At 69.0% G+C, this 17,969-nt stretch carries 9 protein-coding genes, 3 tRNA genes, 1 other RNA gene and 1 pseudogene; 7 read left to right on the top strand and 7 right to left on the bottom strand.

Translation table 11 applies throughout. The annotated features are described in order from the left end of the window. The first annotated feature begins 183 nt into the window (after positions 1-183). The 3 genes from BKK80_RS14985 to BKK80_RS14975 all read left to right on the top strand — a co-directional run bounded on the left by BKK80_RS14985 (position 184) and on the right by BKK80_RS14975 (position 574). Positions 184-259 (top strand) — tRNA-Ala (locus BKK80_RS14985). Positions 260-358: 99 nt separating this feature from the next. Then, a tRNA-Glu gene (locus BKK80_RS14980) sits at positions 359-434 on the top strand. 63 nt (positions 435-497) lie between these two features. Further along, a tRNA-Asp gene (locus BKK80_RS14975) sits at positions 498-574 on the top strand. 350 nt (positions 575-924) lie between these two features. Here BKK80_RS14975 and BKK80_RS14970 read toward each other — a convergent pair. The 6 genes and pseudogenes from BKK80_RS14970 to trxA all read right to left on the bottom strand — a co-directional run. Beyond that, the gene (locus tag BKK80_RS14970) at positions 925-2,277 is read right to left on the bottom strand and encodes an MATE family efflux transporter (protein WP_071014036.1); all 1,353 of its coding nucleotides are present in this window, start codon (positions 2,275-2,277) and stop codon (positions 925-927) included. A gap of 84 nt (positions 2,278-2,361) precedes the next feature. Then, complete coding sequence (locus tag BKK80_RS14965; protein WP_071038175.1) at positions 2,362-4,149, bottom strand: ArnT family glycosyltransferase; 1,788 nt, start codon at positions 4,147-4,149, stop codon at positions 2,362-2,364. 159 nt (positions 4,150-4,308) lie between these two features. Next, positions 4,309-4,572: a type B 50S ribosomal protein L31 gene (locus BKK80_RS14960; RefSeq protein ID WP_071014031.1), complete on the bottom strand. Its 264-nt coding sequence runs from the start codon at positions 4,570-4,572 to the stop codon at positions 4,309-4,311. 194 nt (positions 4,573-4,766) lie between these two features. After that, positions 4,767-5,618 carry a M90 family metallopeptidase gene (locus BKK80_RS14955; RefSeq protein ID WP_071070101.1) on the bottom strand — a complete coding sequence of 284 codons (852 nt, stop codon included), beginning with the start codon at positions 5,616-5,618 and terminating at the stop codon, positions 4,767-4,769. Positions 5,619-5,706: 88 nt separating this feature from the next. Further along, positions 5,707-6,969: a transcription termination factor Rho gene (gene rho / locus BKK80_RS14950; protein ID WP_071014025.1), complete on the bottom strand. Its 1,263-nt coding sequence runs from the start codon at positions 6,967-6,969 to the stop codon at positions 5,707-5,709. Between the two features lie 179 nt (positions 6,970-7,148). Beyond that, positions 7,149-7,493: pseudogene (gene trxA, locus BKK80_RS14945) on the bottom strand (thioredoxin TrxA); the annotation flags it as partial. Positions 7,494-7,913: 420 nt separating this feature from the next. Here trxA and BKK80_RS14940 point away from each other — a divergent pair. The 3 genes from BKK80_RS14940 to BKK80_RS14930 all read left to right on the top strand — a co-directional run bounded on the left by BKK80_RS14940 (position 7,914) and on the right by BKK80_RS14930 (position 14,873). Continuing rightward, complete coding sequence (locus tag BKK80_RS14940) at positions 7,914-8,183, top strand: hypothetical protein (protein ID WP_071014021.1); 270 nt, start codon at positions 7,914-7,916, stop codon at positions 8,181-8,183. Positions 8,184-8,307: 124 nt separating this feature from the next. Then, a complete protein-coding gene (locus BKK80_RS14935) occupies positions 8,308-11,247 on the top strand; it encodes a PD-(D/E)XK nuclease family protein (RefSeq protein WP_071070098.1) in 2,940 nt (979 codons plus the stop codon). Continuing rightward, a complete protein-coding gene (locus BKK80_RS14930; protein WP_071070096.1) occupies positions 11,244-14,873 on the top strand; it encodes a UvrD-helicase domain-containing protein in 3,630 nt (1,209 codons plus the stop codon). The genes BKK80_RS14935 and BKK80_RS14930 overlap by 4 nt, the downstream gene beginning before the upstream one ends. A gap of 239 nt (positions 14,874-15,112) precedes the next feature. Here BKK80_RS14930 and ffs read toward each other — a convergent pair. Beyond that, an RNA gene (gene ffs, locus BKK80_RS14925) (signal recognition particle sRNA small type) lies at positions 15,113-15,211 on the bottom strand. A 177-nt stretch (positions 15,212-15,388) separates the two neighbouring features. Between ffs and BKK80_RS14920 the strand changes: the two genes are divergently transcribed. Continuing rightward, positions 15,389-17,890 (top strand): adenosylcobalamin-dependent ribonucleoside-diphosphate reductase, encoded by a 2,502-nt coding sequence (locus tag BKK80_RS14920; protein ID WP_071014012.1) that lies wholly within the window; start codon positions 15,389-15,391, stop codon positions 17,888-17,890. Positions 17,891-17,969 lie beyond the last annotated feature (79 nt).

Genomic DNA, 17,969 nt, shown 5'->3' with positions numbered 1-17,969 from the left:
TTCGGTAAAACGGGTCTTCGTGATAGGGTGCTGAGCAGTATGGCAGCAAACACCGCAAAATGCAGATCACGAAAAAAGTTAAAAAAGGGGCTTGCAAAAAAGCGAGATTGATATAAAATGTTGTCTTCGCTGGAAACGATGAAACAAAAGCGAAGCGCAGCAAGCAGTAAATAGCAGTACCATGGGGCTATAGCTCAGCTGGGAGAGCGCTTGCATGGCATGCAAGAGGTCAGCGGTTCGATCCCGCTTAGCTCCACCAAAATGCCGATCCACACGTTGCGAGATGGGTGGATCAAAAAGATGGATAATCGGAAGGTTGATTATCTGTCGGACGAAACGAGTAACTAAACGAGTTTCTGTCCCCTTCGTCTAGAGGCCTAGGACATCACCCTTTCACGGTGAGTACAGGGGTTCGAATCCCCTAGGGGACGCCAAAAAATGGGCGTAATCAAACGCCTAGTTTATCGAAGCCAGTAAAGCTTCGATGAGCCGACTAAGGAGTGGTAGTTCAGTCGGTTAGAATACCGGCCTGTCACGCCGGGGGTCGCGGGTTCGAGTCCCGTCCACTCCGCCAAATCTGAACCCGCATGGTCATGCCATGCGGGTTTTTCTTTTTCTATCGTCCGCTTTTCCTCTCCCTGCCGCGTTTGTCGCCGGCTTCCTTTCCCCCTCTCTTTCTCCCCTCTCTTTCTCCTCACGTATTCCCGTTGCTGTCAGCTGGAGTCCATCAGGACATACGGGCCGGCCGCGCCTGGCCGGTGGCGTACGGCCGGCATTCGTCGTTTGGTCCGGCGCATTGCGCCGAGCGAGAGAGTGGTCGATCCTCCGTGACCGCTCGCCAGGAGGTGCCTACTGGACTGGCGTGTCCTTGCCGCAAGCCGGGAGGGGCATGGGCGGGCGCGTGCTCAGGAGGGGGGATCGGTGTCAGCGCGATTCGACGCGGCTGATGTGCATGAAGTAGCGCACCAGCAGCATCGCGGCGAGAGCCAGGCTGATGCTGTTGGCCATCCAGAAGCCTGCCGGTCCGCGCGTGAAGTCCGGTAACCCGTCGATCATTCCGAATCCCAGCAGGTAGCCGCCGCCGAGTCCCACGCCCCACAGCGACGCGGCATAGATGACGGTCGGGATCAGCGCGATCTTGTAGGCGCGCAGGATGAAGGCGGTCATTACCTGCACGGCGTCGAACGCTTGGTAAAGGGCGATCAGCGCGACCAGTGGCAGGGCTGCGGCAATGACGCCCGGATCTTCGGTATAGGCGTGGAGCACGCTCCTGCGCAGCAGCCAGAGCAGTGTGCCGCAAAGCAGCGCGAGCGTGGCGGCGAGGCGGATGCCGCTCCAGGCAAGCTGGCGCGCGCCGGCCCGGTCGCGTGCACCGATCGCCTGCGCGACGAGGGTGGAAGTGGCGATGGCCAGGGACAGCGGCACCATGTAGGCGACCGCGCTCAGGTTGGCGATGATCTGGTGTCCGGCCAGCATCACCGTGCCCATGCGGGTGATGAAGATCGACATCAGCGTGAATGACGTGATCTCGATCAGGTAGGTCAGGCCCATCGGAATGCCGAGACGAAGCAGCGCGCGGATATGATGCGCCGAGGGCCAGCTCCAGTGGCGGAAGATCTCGATCGGCCGGTAGGTGGCGTCCGCGTAGAGGATGCCGAGCGCGGCCAGGCACCAGGCCCAGGTGATCAGCGTCGATGCCAGCGAACAGCCCGGGCCCCCCATGGCCGGCACGCCGAGGCCGCCATGGATGAACCAGGCGTTCAACGGCACCTTGAGCAGAAGTCCGCCAAGCTGGAGCACGGTCACCATGATCGGGCGGGACAGGGCGTTGTTGAGGGCCGAATAGATGCGGAAGGCGAGCGCGGCAGGCAGGCCGAAGGCGGCGATGCGCAGGTAAGCGGTCGCCTTGTCCACGAGTTCCGGAGGTGCCTTGGCGAGCGCCAGCAGTGGCTCGGGGTGCAGCAGCAACAGTATCCCCGGAATGGCAAGGGCCAGGCCCAGCCAGGCCGCCTGGCGCACTTCCATGCCGATCTCCTGCGTGCGCCCACCGCCATAGAGCTGGGCGGCGATCGGCGCCAGCGCCTGCAGTACACCCATCAGGCTGATATAGATCGTGATGTAGATCGAGCCGCCCAAGCCGACCGCAGCGAGATCGGCGGCCGAAGCGCGGCCGGACATGACCGTGTCGGTCACGCCGAAGGCGATCACGGCAAGCTGGCCGACCAGCAGCGGGGCTGCGAGATGGGCGATTCTGCGGCTGTCCTGGAGCAGGCTCATCGGCGTGGCGCAGCGAGGCGAAGGTTAAGGCGATGGGGGGCGGCCGGAGGGGGCGGAGCCCCGACGCAGGGCCGGGCTGCCCGATCAGCGTGGCAGGCGCCGGGTACCAGGGGGCAGTGCCGGCCGGGGCGGTTGTGCCTGGCTGAGATCCACCAGCCGGTACATGCGGAAGCGTTCGTCGCGGTCGGCGGGGCGGCGGCCTTCCCAGATCAGGCGCCACTCGAAATGCGAGATGCTGGTCGGCTCGCCGAAGTCCATGGGATCGTAGCGCAGCAGGATATCGCAGCCATCGCCGGGCCCGCCGAAGCGCAGGTGGCCGAAGTAGGCAAACGAGGCGAGCTGGGCATCGCCCATACGGATCGGCTGCACGCAGCGGTAGGTGCTGGGCAGGGCCATCGAGGCGGCCTGCGCGACGTCCCGATAGGTCTTGCCGTAATTGATCGATGGTAGCCACAAGGTCATCGCCAGCACCCACATCAGGGTGGTGCCGGCGGCAGAGATCACCACCGGGCGCCAGATCTGCTTCGGCGCGCGCGACAGACGCCAGCGCACGATCAGGATCCAGGCCAGCGTCACCAGCAGCGCACAGAGGACCGCGCTGACTGTGAACTGGTGCTGGAAGCCGGGCAGCAGGCGGAACACGTTGGCGGCGACGCGTGGGGGCCAGCCGGTCGTCTTGGCGACCCACATGAACCAGACGAAGCTGCCGAAGATAGTGAAGAACAGCAGCGAGAACCAGTCGATTGCGTTGATCACGGCGCGCGTCAGCGTCGGCAGCGCAAAGGCGGCGAGCACCGCCATCGGCGGCAGCACCAGGATGAACTGGATATCGCCTGCCGAGCGCAGCAGCAACAGCAGGAACAGCAGCGGCAGCAGCAGCGTCAGCGGGATGGCGACGTGGGGTGCGCGGCGCATGCCCGACCAGGCCAGCCAGGACCAGGCCGCGATCGGCCATACTGGCCAGGTGTAGAGGAACAGGTTGCGGCCGAGGAAGCTCAGGACCGGCACGCTGGGCAGGCCGTAGGTGCGCCGGTCGTAGCGTGCCCATTCCCGGATGAAGGCGACCGCATCGTCGCGCGCGGCTGCCCCGAGGTAGGTGGCGGCCAGCCACGCCGCCACCAGCGCCAGGGCCAGCGGCAGGCCGATCGTCACCAGGCGCTTGAGCGGCAGCGGCTGGCAGGCCAGTCCGCCGGCCGCGATGGCCGCCAGCAGGACCAGCGGCAGCACCGGGCCGCTCGCCAGCGTCAGCGCGCCGAGTCCAAGGCCGAGCCAGAGGCTGCCCTGGACCGGCTTATCCAGGCTGCGCACGAGGCCGTAGAGGCTCATCGCGATGAAGCTGAGTTGACCCACCTGGGGCGTGGTCTCGTGGCCGCGCATGGCGAGGCCGACGCAGGCCAGGAAGATCAGCAGGGCCCCGTCCGCCAAGGTCCGGCCGTAGTCGCGCGCGTCCGGTTGCCCGCCGAAGGCGTAGGCGAAAGGCTGGACTTCGCTGCGGCGTCCGAGCAGGTAGGTGGCGTACCAGGTGAAGGCGCAGGTGGCGAAGTAGAAGAGGGCAGTGGCCAGGCGCGAGGCGTCGGCTGCGCCAAGCCAGCCGCCGAACAGGCGGATCATGGTGGCGCCCACCCAGAACACCAGCGGGCCGTCCTCGCTGTAGGGCCGGCCCACGATATTGGGCATCAGCCAGTCCTGCGTACTCCCCGTGGCCAGCTGCCACATCACGCCGAACCCCGCGGCATCCTCGTTCTTCCACGGATCGCGGCCGAACAGGCCGGTCAGGCCGTAGATGATGCAGATCGCCAGCAGCAAGGCGCGCGGCAGCGTGCCGGTGGCTGCTGCGGTCAGTTGGACGCGTGAGGTCTTGGCTTGGCTCATCAAGGGGTCATGCTCGCGGCGGGCTCGATCGACGTGGGGCCAGGAAAGCAAAAAGGCAGCCGACGCTGCCTTTTTGTCTGCGTTGCCCGGCGCCGGGACATGATGCGGTCCGAGACGGCGAAGCGCCTTGCTGCCGGGAACGTGAGCGGAAGCGCAGTTTTACTTCGCTGCCTTGCCCAGCTTGCTGCCGAACTTCTGGCGGAACTTTTCCACGCGGCCGGCGGTGTCCATGATCTTCTGGGTGCCGGTGTAGAACGGGTGCGATTCCGACGACACTTCGATCTTGGCCAGCGGATATTCCTTGCCGTCCTTCCAGGTGATGGTGTCCTTGGTCTGGATGGTCGAGCGGGTCACGAAGCTGAAGTCGTTCGACACGTCGAGGAAGACGACTTCGCGGTAATTGGGGTGAATGCCTTCTTTCATGGTGATTCCTTTCAGTTTGGGTAGCCAGTCCGTCTTGCCGTGCGCTGCCTGGCGCGCGTTGCCAAGCGCTTGCGGCGAACGAACCACTTGCCGATAACGGGCAAACCGTGATTATGGCAGAAAAACAAGAGCCGGGGCAAGGAATCCATGATAGTGCCGGCGCGTTGCCGCCGCCAGGGCGAAGGTATCTTGCATCAGGCGCCAGCGGGGTTTTGCCGGTAGAAGGCGGCCAACTGCGCGTAGACCCGGGGCCAGTACCGCAGCAGCCCCGCGGGGTCTACAAAAAATGCCTCGGACGCTACAGCGAAGAACTCCCCTGGCGCTTCGCAGCCGTAGGGGTCTATCGCGCGCAGCGCGGCGGGCAGGCGCTCCGGCCGTTTCCAGGCCCGCGCCGGCTGGGCGTCGCAGGCTTCGGCGAAGCGTTCATACTCGTCGAGAAAGACTTCCGCCCAGGCCTCGCGGTCGATGCCCGGGTGCAGCATCCGCGAGAACGGCGGTACGCCGTCCGCTTCGCCGTCGAGCATGTCGAGCTTGTGGGCGAACTCATGGATGACCACGTTGTAGCTGTCGTCCAGTTCGTCGCCGGCTGCCGCGCTGCCGGCGCCGGGGCTGCTCACGTCCGGCCAGGAGAGGATCACCGGGCCGTGTTCCCAGGCCTCGCCGGCAGCCTCCTCGACCACGCCGTGCACCAGTCCGATCTCGTCCTCCACGGTCTTGCGGATGACGAACTCGCCGGGGTACAGCACGATGCCGTGCCAGCCGCGGTACCACTCGATACCGAGGTGCAGGATGGGCACGCAGGCCTGCGTGGCGACGCTGGCCACCATCTCGTCGCTCAGCTGCAGTTCGTGAGCGGTGGAGAACTCCTTCTCGGCGATGAACAGCGTGGCCAGCTCGCGCAGCGCTGCCAGGTCCTCCGGGCGGTAGCGCCGCACGAAGGGCAGGGCCGCCACCGTCTGTACCCAGAGTGCGTCGGGGATGGCGTAGTGCGCGAGCTTGCGTTCGCGCGAGCGCGAGCGCAGGAAGCGGGTCAGTCGGTCGAGCATGGCGGAGCGTCAGGGTTGGCAGGCCGGCGGCCCAAAAAGAAAAAGCGTGCCGGAGCACGCTTCTTTTGGGCACGGCATCGGCTGAAGCTTAGCCGCCCCGGCGCATCATGTCGAAGAACTCGGCGTTGTTCTTGGTCGCCTTGAGCTTGTCGAGGATGAACTCCATCGACTGGACTTCGTCCATGTCCGAGATGAACTTGCGCAGCACCCAGATCTTCTGCAGGATTTCCGGCTTGATCAGCAGCTCTTCACGGCGCGTGCCGGACTTGTTGAGGTTGATCGACGGGTAGACGCGCTTCTCGGCGAGGCGGCGCTCCAGGTGCACTTCCATATTGCCGGTGCCCTTGAACTCTTCGTAGATCACGTCGTCCATGCGGCTGCCGGTCTCGATCAGCGCGGTGGCGATGATGGTCAGCGAACCGCCTTCCTCGAGATTGCGCGCGGCGCCGAAGAAGCGCTTCGGGCGCTGCAGCGCGTTGGCGTCGACACCGCCGGTCAGCACCTTGCCGGAGGCCGGCACCACGGTGTTGTAGGCGCGCGCCAGGCGCGTGATCGAATCCAGCAGGATCACTACGTCGCGCTTCAGTTCGACCAGGCGCTTGGCTTTCTCGATCACCATTTCCGCAACCTGCACGTGGCGGATGGCCGGTTCGTCGAAGGTCGACGCCACCACCTCGCCGCGCACCGAGCGCTGCATCTCGGTCACTTCCTCGGGACGCTCGTCGATCAGCAGCACGAACAGGTCGGTCTCGGGGTGGTTGTTGGCGATGGCGTGGGCGATATGCTGCAGCATCACGGTCTTGCCGGACTTCGGCGAGGCCACCAGCAGGGCACGCTGGCCGCGGCCGATCGGCGCGATCATGTCGATGATGCGGCCGGTGATGTTTTCTTCCGCCTTGATGTCGCGTTCGAGCGTGAGCGGCCGGTTCGGGTGCAGCGGCGTCAGGTTCTCGAACATGATGCGGTTCTTCACCGCTTCCGGAGGCTGGCCGTTGACCTTGTCCACCTTCACCAGCGCGAAATAGCGCTCGCCGTCCTTGGGCGTGCGTACCTCGCCTTCGATCGAGTCACCCGTGTGGAGGTTGAAGCGGCGGATCTGCGAGGGGCTGATGTAGATGTCGTCCGTGCTCGCGAGGTAGGAGGTCTCGGGCGAGCGCAGGAAGCCGAAGCCGTCCGGCAGGACTTCCAGGGTGCCGTCTCCGTAGATGGTTTCGCCCATCTTGGCGCGCTTCTTCAGGATCGCAAACATCAGTTCTTGTTTGCGCATCCGCTGTGCGTTGTCGATCTCGAGGGTCGCGGCCATCTCGAGAAGGGCAGACACGTGAAGCGATTTGAGTTCTGTCAGGTGCATAGACAAGGGGTTACACGGGTGCCCGGACGGGCAGGAACCAGAAGGGGGGAGGAAATGAGCGAACGCTCGGGGAAGTTGTTGGCGCCATCTTAGCACAAAGCTGCCGGCGCGCCAGACAGGCGCGCGCACGCAGGCAGATGGCCGCGGCCGGAACGCTTACGCGTCGGCCGCCACGTATGTCAGAGGTTGCCGTCCAGGAAGGCGGTCAGCTGAGACTTGGACAGGGCGCCGACCTTCTGCGCGGCCACCGAGCCGTTCTTGAACAGGATCAGCGTGGGGATGCCGCGGATGCCGAACTTGGCCGGCACCTGCTGGTTCTCGTCGACGTTGATCTTGGCGACCTGCAGCTTGTCGCCATAGTCCTTGGCCACTTCGTCCAGGATCGGGGCGATCATCTTGCAGGGGCCGCACCATTCGGCCCAGAAGTCGAGCAGCACGGGCTTGTCGGACTTGAGGACGTCGGCATCGAAGGAGGCGTCGCTCACATACTTGATTTGTTCACTCATGGCGGAAAACCTCTGGTTTCGCTCTTGTTTATGTCGATGGCTGGATGAGCCGAACCGCTACCTTACACGAGAATGCCACGGCGCGTTGCGCGCGGAGCGCATTACGCACGAAGGCTGGCCCGTTGCCGGCACCGTCGCGGGGGGCCGCTAGCGCCAATATGTTACCAGTTGGCGCGAATTCAAGACCTGCCTGCAGCGGCCACCGCCACGCACGGCCGTGCGTGGCGGCATGCTGCGCATTTTGCCCCCGATATGGCAGATCGTGCCAAACATTATCGCTATGGGCGTGACAGATTCTCTCAATCGACCTGAGGCTGCAGTGCCGGCGCGGTGGTGTACCCGGCACGCGCGGGCAGGCCGCCGCAGCGTAGAATGGTGAAATGGGCACTGCGCCGATTGCCGCCGTGCCGCTTTCCGGCAACTGACAAGGTCATCACCATGAACACCGATTCCCGCAAGCCCTCCGAGTCCGAATCGCGCGAGGCGCCTGCCGTCGAGCAGATGAGCGACGCGCTGGCGCACATCGATCGTGCGGTGGAGGCCGAGAGCATTGCCGCGGGCGCCGCCAGGGGCCTGATCTACAGCATCATCGAGACGCTGGGCGCCCTGGTCGGCGACCCCGACCTCCCCGAGCATGCGCGCAGCGGCTACCAGGGCCTGCTCGAGACTGCACGCGAGATCCGCGCGCGCGTCGAGGACGGTCGCTGAGGCGCTGCGGCACCGCCCGCTCCTGTTCCGTTCGCATCCGCCGCCGCCTGCGGGCCGCGGCGGTTGAACCGTTTGTCGACACCGCCCCTGCTCCCTCCGCCCGTGCGCGGGAGCGCCCGAGCCGATGATTTCCCTGCATTTCCGCCCCGGTCCCGACTTCCTGGCGCAGGCCGGCGCCTCGGTATGGCACTTCCTCGACCATTGCGGACAGGCCGCCGGCGCCCACGTGCTGGTGCCGACGGCCGCGCAGATTCCTGGCGTGAGGGCCGCGCTGGACGCCGCGGCGCGGGCCGCGGGCGCGCCGCGGCTGCTGCCGCGCGTGCTGACGCTCGGGCACTGGCTGCTCGACCTGCCGCCGGAGGCCCAGCCCGTGCGCAGCGCGGCCGCGCGGCTGCTCGCCGTACAGCAGGCATTGCGCGGCCAGGAATGGTTGCGGCGCGCCTTCGGCGCGCAGACCGAGGGGGCGGCCTGGGGGCTGGCGCAGACATTGCTGTCCATCTGCGACGAATTGAGCGCGCGCTGGCTCGAAGACGAAGCGGTGCGCGACGATGACGACATCCTGGGCGACGACCGCGCGCAATTGCTGCAGGGCGCGCTGGAACGGACCTACGCGCACCTGAGCGATCGTTTCCTGGGGGAGGAGGCGCGCATCGTGCTGGCCTTCTGGCAGGCGCTGTCGGGGCCGGACGATCCGCTGCCGGCGCGCCGGCGGGCGCTGCGCAACCTGGCCGAGCACGTGCCCGGCCCGGTGGTGTGGCTGGGGCCGACACCGCCGCAGCCGATCGAGGCGGCGTTCCTGCGCGAGGCGGGCGAGCTGGTGCCGGTGATGGAGATCGGCTACGACTGGTCGGGGCGCGCGCTGGCGTCCGGGGAGGAGGGCATCACCGGCTGGTACGAGACCCTGCTGGCACTCTGGCCCGAAGCCGTGCTGGTGCCGCGCGCACCGCGTGCCGATGGGGAAGACGAGGCAGCGGACGAGGCGGTCGGCGTCCCGGCCACCGGGGACGCGGGCCTGCCCTGGCGCATGCCGGGCGAGCTTCCCCCATTGCCGCCGCAACGTCCCAACCTGCGCGTGATCGGCAGCGCGCGCTTCGAAGACGAAGCCACGGCCGCGGCGGAGCAACTGGTGGCCTGGCTCAATGCCGGTCGGCGCCAGGTGGCCCTGGTGGCGCACGATCGCGTGGTGGCACGCCGCACGCGCGCGCTGCTGGCGCGCGCCGGCGCGCCGGTGCGCGACGAGACCGGATGGAAATTGTCCACCACGCGCGCCGCCGCAGCGCTGATGCGCTGGTTCGACCTGCTTTCCGGCGAAGGGGATACCGCAGCCCTGCTCGACCTGCTCAAGAGCCCGTTCTGCCTGCCGGAGTTTCCATCGCGAGGCGCGGCCATCGCGGTGCTGGAGCGGCAGATCCGGCGCGATGCCATCTCGGGAGGATGGCACCGGCTTACCCAGCTGTTCGCCGGCGCGGCGCGGCACGACCCGGCTACCGGCGACGACCTTGCCGAAGCAGAGCTGGCGGCGCGCCAGGGCGCACGCGCCCTGGTTGCCGCGCTCTCGGGCGAGGCGGCGCAGTGGCCGCGCGGCCGCGCCCAGCGGCCGGTCGCGCACTGGCTGGAGCGGCTGGACGCCATGCTCGACGCGCTTGGCATGCGGGCAGCGCTGGCTGGCGACGACGCCGGCCAGCAGTTGCTCGACGCCCTGGCGCGCCTGGACGAACTGCCGCAGGACGAGGCGGGCGCGCAAGCCTCGCTGGACCTGGGCGAGTTCCGCGCAATGCTGTCCGCGCTGCTGGAGGCAGTCGCCTACAAGGAGCCCTCGGCGAGCAGCGCGGCACGGATCACCATCCTGCCGTTGAACGGTGCGCGCATGCGGCGTTTCGAGGGGGTGGTGATCGTCGGCTGCGACGACGGCCAGCTGCCGTCGAGCGCGGCCGAGCTGATGTTCTTCTCCAACCAGATGCGGCGCGAGCTTGGGCTGGAGGACCGCGAGGTGCGCTTCGCCCAGCAGGCACGCGACCTGGCCGAAGTGCTGCTCAACAACGACGAGGTCGTGATGACCTGGCAGCGCCTGGGCGGGCGTGGCGAACCGAAGCATGTGTCGGGCTGGATCGAGCGGCTCTCGGCCTGCTGCCGGCGCGCAGGCGAGCCGATCGAAGCCGTTGCCGCGGCCCCGGTCCACGAGACGCGTGCCTTGCCGTCGGGCATGCCGGCGCCGGCGGCGCCGGCGCTGGTGCCGGCGCGCTGGAGTGCCCAGGCCTACAACATGCTGCGGCGCTGTCCCTATCAGTTCTTTGCCGGCCGCATGCTCGGGCTGTCGGGGCTCGACGCGGTCAGCGACGAACTGGAGAAGCGCGATATCGGCGATCTGCTGCACCGCGTCCTGCTGCGCTACCACACCGAGCTGCAGGACAGCGGCGGGCAGCCGCGCGACGCGCAAGGCCGGCTCGCGCTGCTGCGGCAGTGCACCGATGCCGTGTTCGGGCCGCTGGTGGCCGAGGACGGCAATGCGATCGGCTACTACCGGCGCTGGTGCGAGGTGCAGCCCTCCTATATCGAATGGCAGGCCGGCCGCGAGGCCGAGGGCTGGCGGTGGCGCGCCGGTGAACTCGATGCCGGCATCGACCTGGCCATGCCGGATGGTGAGCCGCTGCGCCTGAACGGACGCATCGACCGCCTAGACCAGCACCGGGATGGCGGCCATGCCGTGCTCGACTACAAGACGCAGAGCGCGGCGCGCCTGCGCAAGAAGGTGGGGGACGTGGAAGAAGACTGCCAGTTGCCGTTCTACGGCCTGCTGCGTGCCGATGCGGTCAGCGGTAGCTGGGTGTCGCTGGAGGGCGTGCAGGACGGGGCCGCGGCCGCCCAGCGCGAAGTGGCGCTGCCCGATTTCGACGCCGCCGTCGCCTGGCTGGAGCGGCAGTTGCGCCACGACGTGGTGCGCCTGCGCGGCGGCGCGCCGCTGCCCGCCATCGGGGATACGGCCGCCTGCACCTGGTGCGAGGCGCGCGGCCTTTGCCGCAAGGGCTTCTGGGAGTCGACCGCGCTGCCGGAGGCGATCCGATGAGCGTGCATGCCTATCTGCGTGACGGCCTACCGGTCGGCGAAGCCGAGTTCACCGCCGCTGCCTGCGATCCCGCCCGTTCGGTGGTGGTCGAGGCCTGCGCCGGCAGCGGCAAGACCTGGCTGCTGGTGGCGCGCCTGCTGCGCCTGCTGCTGGCCGGCGCGGCGCCGCACGAGATCCTCGCCATCACCTTCACGCGCAAGGCGGCGGAGGAGATGCGAGATCGCCTGCTGGAGATCCTTGCCCAGCTCGCGCAGGGGGCGGACGACGAGGTACTGGCGGCATTGCGGCTGCGCGGCCTGAGCGACGCCGAGGCGCGCGCCGCGCTGCCGCGCGCGCGCACCTTGCACGCACGCGTGCTGGCGGCGCCGGGACGCATGGCGATCGATACCTTCCACGGCTGGTTCGGTACCCTGCTGCGCGGCGCGCCGCTGTCCTCCGGCATCGTGCCGGGAGCGTCGTTGCGCGAGGATGCGCTGCGGCTCAGGCGCGAGGCCTGGGCGCCGTTCTGGCGCTCGCTCGGCGCGCCGCAGTATGCGGAGCTGCGCCAGGCCTACGAGACGCTGGTCGACGCCATCGGCGAATTCCAGGCGCGCGCCTGGCTCGATGCCATGTTCCACGCACGCAGCGAATGGTGGGCGCTGCAGGAGGCCGGTCCGCCCGAGCTGGCGCTGGCGGAGCAGCTCGGCGACGACGCGCGCCTCGACGTGGTGGCGCAGGCGCTGCTGGAAGACGGCTGGCTGGCCGACGGCCAGGCGTTGGCCACGCGCCTGGGCGGCGGCGGCAAGACCGAGCAGAACCATGCCGCGCGCCTCGAGGAGGGGCTCAGCGCGGTACGCGCCTGGCGCGAGGGCGGCGCGCACGAAGGCGAGCCGGCCGCCCAGGCCTTCGCGCGCCTGCGCGCCGCTTTCTTCACCGCGGCCGGCGCGCCGCGCGCGCTGCGCCGGACCAGCGGCCTGGCCAAGGCCGCCGGCGGCGAAGCGATGGTGGATGCCTTGCTGCAGGCGCATGCGGGACTGTGCGAACAGCTCGACGAACTGGCCGCGCGCCGCTGCGAGGCGGCCGTGCTGGCCTTGAACCTGGCCGTCTACCGCTTGGGCGATGCCTTGCTGCAGCGCTACCAGCAGCTCAAGCACGAGCAGCGCGCGATGGACTTTGCCGATCTCGAATGGCTGGCGGCGCGCCTGATGGCGGACGAGGAAACCGCCACCTACCTGCAGGTCCGCCTCGACGCGCGCTACCGCCATCTGCTGCTCGACGAGTTCCAGGACACCAATCCTCTGCAGTGGCGCATCCTGCAAGGCTGGCTGGCCGGCTACGCCGGCACCGGGCAGCGCCCGTCGATTTTCCTGGTCGGGGATCCGAAACAGTCCATCTACCGCTTCCGCCGTGCGGATGCGCGCTTGTTCGAGAGTGCGCGCGAGATGCTGCAGCGCGAGTTCGGCGCCACCGTGCTGCGCACCAATCGCACGCGCCGTAACCGTCCGGCGGTGCTGGACTGGGTCAATGCGGTGTTCGATGCCGCGCGCGAGCAGGGGCGTTACCCCCTCTACGAAACGCAGACCACAGCCTTGCCGGGCCAGGGCGGTCCGCTGTGGCTGCTGCCGCTGGTGGAGCCCGAGGCGGCTCCAGGCAAGGCGGAGACGGGCGAAGACGGAAGCTCGGAAACCGGCACGCAGGCCGGTGAGCCGCCCGATGCGCAGGCCGATGCCGGCGGGCATCGCGATACGCTGCGCGAGCCGCGCAGTGCCGGTGGCGACTCCCTGCGCCTCGAGGAAGGCAGGCGCGTGGCCGCCTGGTTGCAGCGCCTGCGCGCGACCGTGATGGTGCAGGACCACGCGGGTGAGCGCCCGGTGCGCTGGAGCGACATCTACCTGCTGGTCCGGCGCAAGAGCTATCTGCCCGACTACGAGCGGGCCCTGCGCGAGGCCGGCATTCCCTGCCTGAGCCCGCGCCGCGGCGGCCTGCTGGCCACGTTGGAAGCGCTCGACCTGTCGGCGCTGCTGGCTTTCCTGATGACGCCCGAATCGGACCTCGACCTGGCGCACGTTCTGAAAAGCCCGCTGGTCGGCGCCTCCGACGACGACCTGGTCGCACTCGCGCAGCAGCCGGGCGAGGGCGGCTGGTGGGCGCGCCTGCAGGCCGGTGGCGTACCCGAGGGTGCCTCCGCCGCGCTGGGCGAGGGCGTGGCGAGGCTGCGCGGGTGGCTGGCGATCGCGCCGCAGCGGCCGGTGCACGACCTGATCGACCACATCTACCACAGCGGCGAGGTGCGGCGCCGCTACGCCGAGGCCGCGCCGGCCAGCATCCGCGAGCAGGTGCTGGCCAACCTGGACGCTTTCCTGAAGCTGTCGCTCGATCTCGATGGCGGCCGCTATCCGAGCCTGCCGAAGTTCATCGATGAACTGCACGAGATCCGGCGTGGCGACGAGACGGAGAGCCCGGACGAGGGCGGCATGAGCGACGATCCCGAACAGGACGCGGCCGACGCCGCCGACGGCCGGGGGCTGGACGCCGTGCACATCCTGACCGTGCATGCCGCCAAGGGGCTGGAGGCGCCCTTCGTGGTGCTGCTCGATGCCAATCACAGCGAGCCCGCGGCCGACCGCAGTGGCATTCTGGTCGACTGGCCGCCACAGGCGCAGGTGCCGCGGCATTTCTCGGCCTACGGCAAGCGCAGCGAGCGCGGCCGCGCCCGCGCGCCGCTGTTCGAGACGGAAGCCGCGCTGGCCGAGCGCGAAAACTGGAACCTGCTCTATGTGGCCATGACGCGCGCGCAGCAGGGGCTGCTGGTCAGCGGTGTCAAGGGGCGCGCGGCGCGCGCCGCGGAGGAAGGCAACGATGCCGAGATCGCGGGCAGCTGGTACGTACGGCTGCAGGCGGCCGGCGTGGCCGAGGCGGTCGCGGCGCGTCCGGGCGAAGGCGCCTCGCCTGCCGGCGAAGGCGCGCGCGCGGCGCCGCAAGCCGTGCGCTACACGGACTTCCGCACGCGCTACCGCGATGCCGAGCGGCTGGCGGCACGGGCCGGGACCGCGGAGGCGGCAGAGGGCGCGGAAGGTGCGGAAGACGTAGTGCAGGAGGAGGCCATCGTCTTCGATGCCGCCGCCGCGCGGCATGGCGAACTGCTGCATGCGCTGCTGGAACGGCTGACGCGTTATCCGCATGCGTTCGGCGCGGTTCCCGCGGTGGAGACGGTGCTGCGCTGGTTCCCGCTGGCCGGCGTGGGCAGCGCGCAGGCGCGCGAGCTGTGGCGCCGGCAGGCGCAGGCCGCGGTGGATGCCGCGCGCGCGATGCTGGACGCGCCGGCGCTGGCGGCGCTGCTGTCGGGGCGCGGCGCGCTGAGCGCGCGCAATGAGGTCGAACTGTACGATGCGCGCGGCAGGCTGCTGCGCATCGACCGGCTGGTCGAATACCCGGAGCGCGTGGTCATCATCGACTACAAGCTGCGCCTGCTGCCCCAGGAGCATGCGGACTATGCCGCCCAGCTCGGGCGCTATGCGGCCGCACTCGGCCCGATGTTCCCGGGGCGGCGCATCGAAGCCGGAGTGGCCACGGCCGACGGCGAGTGGATTCCGCTCGAGCGCCTGCGCGCCGGCGCACGCCAGCCGCAGCAGGGCTCGCTGTTCTGAGGCGGTCGGCTGAGCCGCTTGGGCAGCCGCCTTGCAAACGGCGCTGGAAGTGCCATAGTGCTGTTGGGGCGGCTTGCCGGATACGCCAGGTGGCGAGAGCGGCGCTGCGAACGTGCGGAGCCCGCCGCGGCGATATCCGATGGACGTGCGGACGGCACAGCGCGACTTCGGGCGGGCAGGCTTGGAATGTGTTACGGGGGAGGTTGCCGGAAGGCGGGACTGCGGGAGGGACGGGGAAGGTGGACGAGCCTGGCCCTCGGCACTGGCGGAAAACGGCTATGGCTGCTTCGTTCCCGACCTGACCAGGTTGACCGCGCCGCCATGCGAGGAGGCCCGTCCGAGCGGCATTGTAACCCAGCGCGGCGGACTTGGGCCCCTTTGCAATGAAATTCTTGCCTGGCGCGGGGGGATCGGGCCGCGCCAGCGGCGCAGCATGAGAGGGGGCGGCGCGCCGAAGCGCCGGCCCGGTTGCGGCCGGCACGGTCACGGACGGCAGACGAGCTAGCGAGCGAACCATGAACGCCAACGAACAGATACTGCACGCGGCGCTGCCGCCGCAGGAGATCTCGGAACAGGTGCTGCGGGAAAAGTACGCCAAGGGGGAGGAGGACAGCGTCGGGCAGGTACGCCGCCGCGTGGCGCGTGCGCTTGCCGAGGCCGAGCCGCCTGCGCGGCGCGAGGCCTGGGCCGAGCGCTTCCTGTGGGCGCAGGAGAACGGCTTCGTCCCTGCCGGGCGCATCAATTCGGCAGCGGGGACCGGGATCCAGGCGACGCTGATCAACTGCTTCGTGCAGCCGGTGGGCGATTCGGTGTCGGATCCCGTCGCCGGCCCGGACGGGGTCAAGCCCGGCATCTACACGGCGGTGGCGCAGGCCGCCGAGACCATGCGGCGCGGCGGTGGGGTCGGCTACGACTTCTCCGCGATCCGGCCGTCCGGCGCGCTGGTGCGCGGCACGCATTCGCGCGCCTCGGGGCCGGTCTCGTTCATGAAGGTCTTCGATGCGTCCTGCGCCACGGTGGAGTCCGCCGGCGCGCGGCGCGGCGCGCAGATGGGCGTGCTGCGCTGCGACCATCCGGACATCGAGATCTTCATCCATGCCAAGGACCGCGGCGAGCTGAGCAACTTCAACCTCTCGATCGGCGTCAGCGATGACTTCATGCGCGCGGTCGAGGCCGATGCCCAGGTTGAGCTGGTACACGAGGCCGAGCCCGGCGCCGAGCAGATCGCCGCCGGCGCCTACCGCCGCGCCGACGGCCAGTGGGTCTACCGGCGCGTGCCGGCGCGCGCGCTGTGGGAGCAGGTCATGCATGCGACCTACGACCATGCCGAACCCGGCATCCTGTTCCTGTCGCATATCAATGCCGACAACAATCTCTATTACTGCGAGCGCATCGAGGCGACCAATCCCTGTGCGGAACAGCCGCTGCCAGCCTACGGCTGCTGCGATCTCGGTTCGATCGACCTGACCGCCTTCGTCGAGCGGCCGTTCGCGGCGGACAGCGCCTTCGATTTCGCGCGCTTCGCCGAGGTCGTGCAGGTGGCAGTGCGCATGCTCGATAACGTGCTCGATATCACCTACTGGCCGCTGCCGGAGCAGCAGGCGGAGGCGCGCGCCAAGCGCCGCGTGGGGCTGGGCTTCCTCGGCCTGGGCAGCGCGCTGGTGATGCTCGGCCTGCGCTACGACACCGAGCCGGCACGGGCGCTGGCCGCGCGCATCGCCGAAGTGCTGCGCGACGAGGCCTACCGGGCTTCGGCCGCGCTGGCCGGGGAGAAGGGCGCCTTCCCGCTGTTCGATGCCGATGCCTACCTGGCTGGCGGCTTCGTGGCGCGCCTGCCCGAACCGCTGCGCGCCGCCATCCGGGCCGGCGGCCTGCGCAATTCGCACCTGCTGTCGATCGCGCCGACCGGCACTATCACGCTGGCTTTTGCCGACAACGCGTCCAACGGCATCGAGCCGGCCTTCTCCTGGACCTACCAGCGGCGCAAGCGCATGCCGGACGGTGGTTACCAGTCGTTCGAGGTGGCCGACCATGCCTGGCGGCTGTACCGGCACCTGGGTGGCGACGTGGCGTGCTTGCCGGACAGCTTCGTCACGGCGCTGCAGATGTCGGCGCTGGACCACATGCGCATGCTGCAGGCCGTGCAGCCCTATATCGACACCAGCATCAGCAAGACGGTCAACGTGCCGGAGGACTATCCTTACGATGCCTTCCGCGACCTCTACCTGGAAGCCTGGAAGGCAGGCCTCAAGGGGCTGGCGACCTATCGCCCCAACCGTGTGCTGGGGGCGGTGCTGTCGGTCACGCCGCCGGCCGCGGCCGCCCCCCCGGCGCCGGCGGGCGGCGACGACCTGCTGCGCAGGCCCTTCTCGAGCCGGCCGGTCGGTGACCTGGAGGGGGTGACCTCGAAGATCGAGTACATGACCTATGAGGGGCGCAGGACCGTCTACCTGACCGTCAATTTCATGCGGGTGACCGGCACCGTAGGCGGCAGGCCCGCCACCATCGAGCGTCCGGTGGAATTCTTCATGCCGGCAGGCCAGCGCAGCGAGGGGCAGCAGTGGATCACTTCCACCATGCGGCTGCTGTCGATGGTGGCGCGCTCCGGGGGCTCGGTGGCCAAGGCCCTGGCCGATATGCGCAACGTGGTCTGGGACAAGGGCACGGTGCGCTATGGCGTGCTGGTGCGGCAGGACGGCAGCGAAGTGCCGCGCTTCCACGATTCCGAGGTGGCGGCGATCGGCTATGCGCTGCAACGCATCCTGATCCAGCGCGGCTTCCTCGATGAGGAGGGGCGTCAGGTGCCGGTGGCGCGGCTGGCCGAGCGGTTGACCGAGCGACCGGACGCGCCGGCCGGGCGGCGGCCGGCCGCGGGGCACGCGGCGGCCGGCCCGGTGCCGGCTGCGCCGGGCGTCGGCTCGGGCAAGCCCTGTCCGGAGTGCGGCGCACACGCCTTGCACAAGATCGACGGTTGCGCCAAGTGCGCCAACTGCGGCTACATCGGTGAGTGCGGCTAGCGTGCCATGCCGGCGTCACGGGCGGCGGCGGCAGGGGACGGCCGGCGGCGGTCCGGGCGGGCCTGGCCGGCGCCGGAAA

Origin of the sequence: Cupriavidus malaysiensis (assembly GCF_001854325.1) — a bacterium.
Lineage (GTDB): Bacteria > Pseudomonadota > Gammaproteobacteria > Burkholderiales > Burkholderiaceae > Cupriavidus > Cupriavidus malaysiensis.
The sequence above is the reverse complement of the archived record's forward strand: the minus strand, read 5'-3'. Positions and strand labels throughout refer to the sequence as shown.

What these genes read in the sequence shown, in the direction of transcription:
- BKK80_RS14970 (WP_071014036.1), bottom strand. Translation starts at nt 2,277, where the DNA reads ATGAGCCTGCTCCAGGACAGCCGCAGAATCGCCCATCTCGCAGCCCCG.
- BKK80_RS14935 (WP_071070098.1), top strand. Translation starts at nt 8,308, where the DNA reads ATGATTTCCCTGCATTTCCGCCCCGGTCCCGACTTCCTGGCGCAGGCC.
- BKK80_RS14940 (WP_071014021.1), top strand. Translation starts at nt 7,914, where the DNA reads ATGAACACCGATTCCCGCAAGCCCTCCGAGTCCGAATCGCGCGAGGCG.
- BKK80_RS14965 (WP_071038175.1), bottom strand. Translation starts at nt 4,149, where the DNA reads ATGAGCCAAGCCAAGACCTCACGCGTCCAACTGACCGCAGCAGCCACC.
- rho (WP_071014025.1), bottom strand. Translation starts at nt 6,969, where the DNA reads ATGCACCTGACAGAACTCAAATCGCTTCACGTGTCTGCCCTTCTCGAG.
- BKK80_RS14920 (WP_071014012.1), top strand. Translation starts at nt 15,389, where the DNA reads ATGAACGCCAACGAACAGATACTGCACGCGGCGCTGCCGCCGCAGGAG.
- BKK80_RS14955 (WP_071070101.1), bottom strand. Translation starts at nt 5,618, where the DNA reads ATGCTCGACCGACTGACCCGCTTCCTGCGCTCGCGCTCGCGCGAACGC.
- BKK80_RS14960 (WP_071014031.1), bottom strand. Translation starts at nt 4,572, where the DNA reads ATGAAAGAAGGCATTCACCCCAATTACCGCGAAGTCGTCTTCCTCGAC.
- BKK80_RS14930 (WP_071070096.1), top strand. Translation starts at nt 11,244, where the DNA reads ATGAGCGTGCATGCCTATCTGCGTGACGGCCTACCGGTCGGCGAAGCC.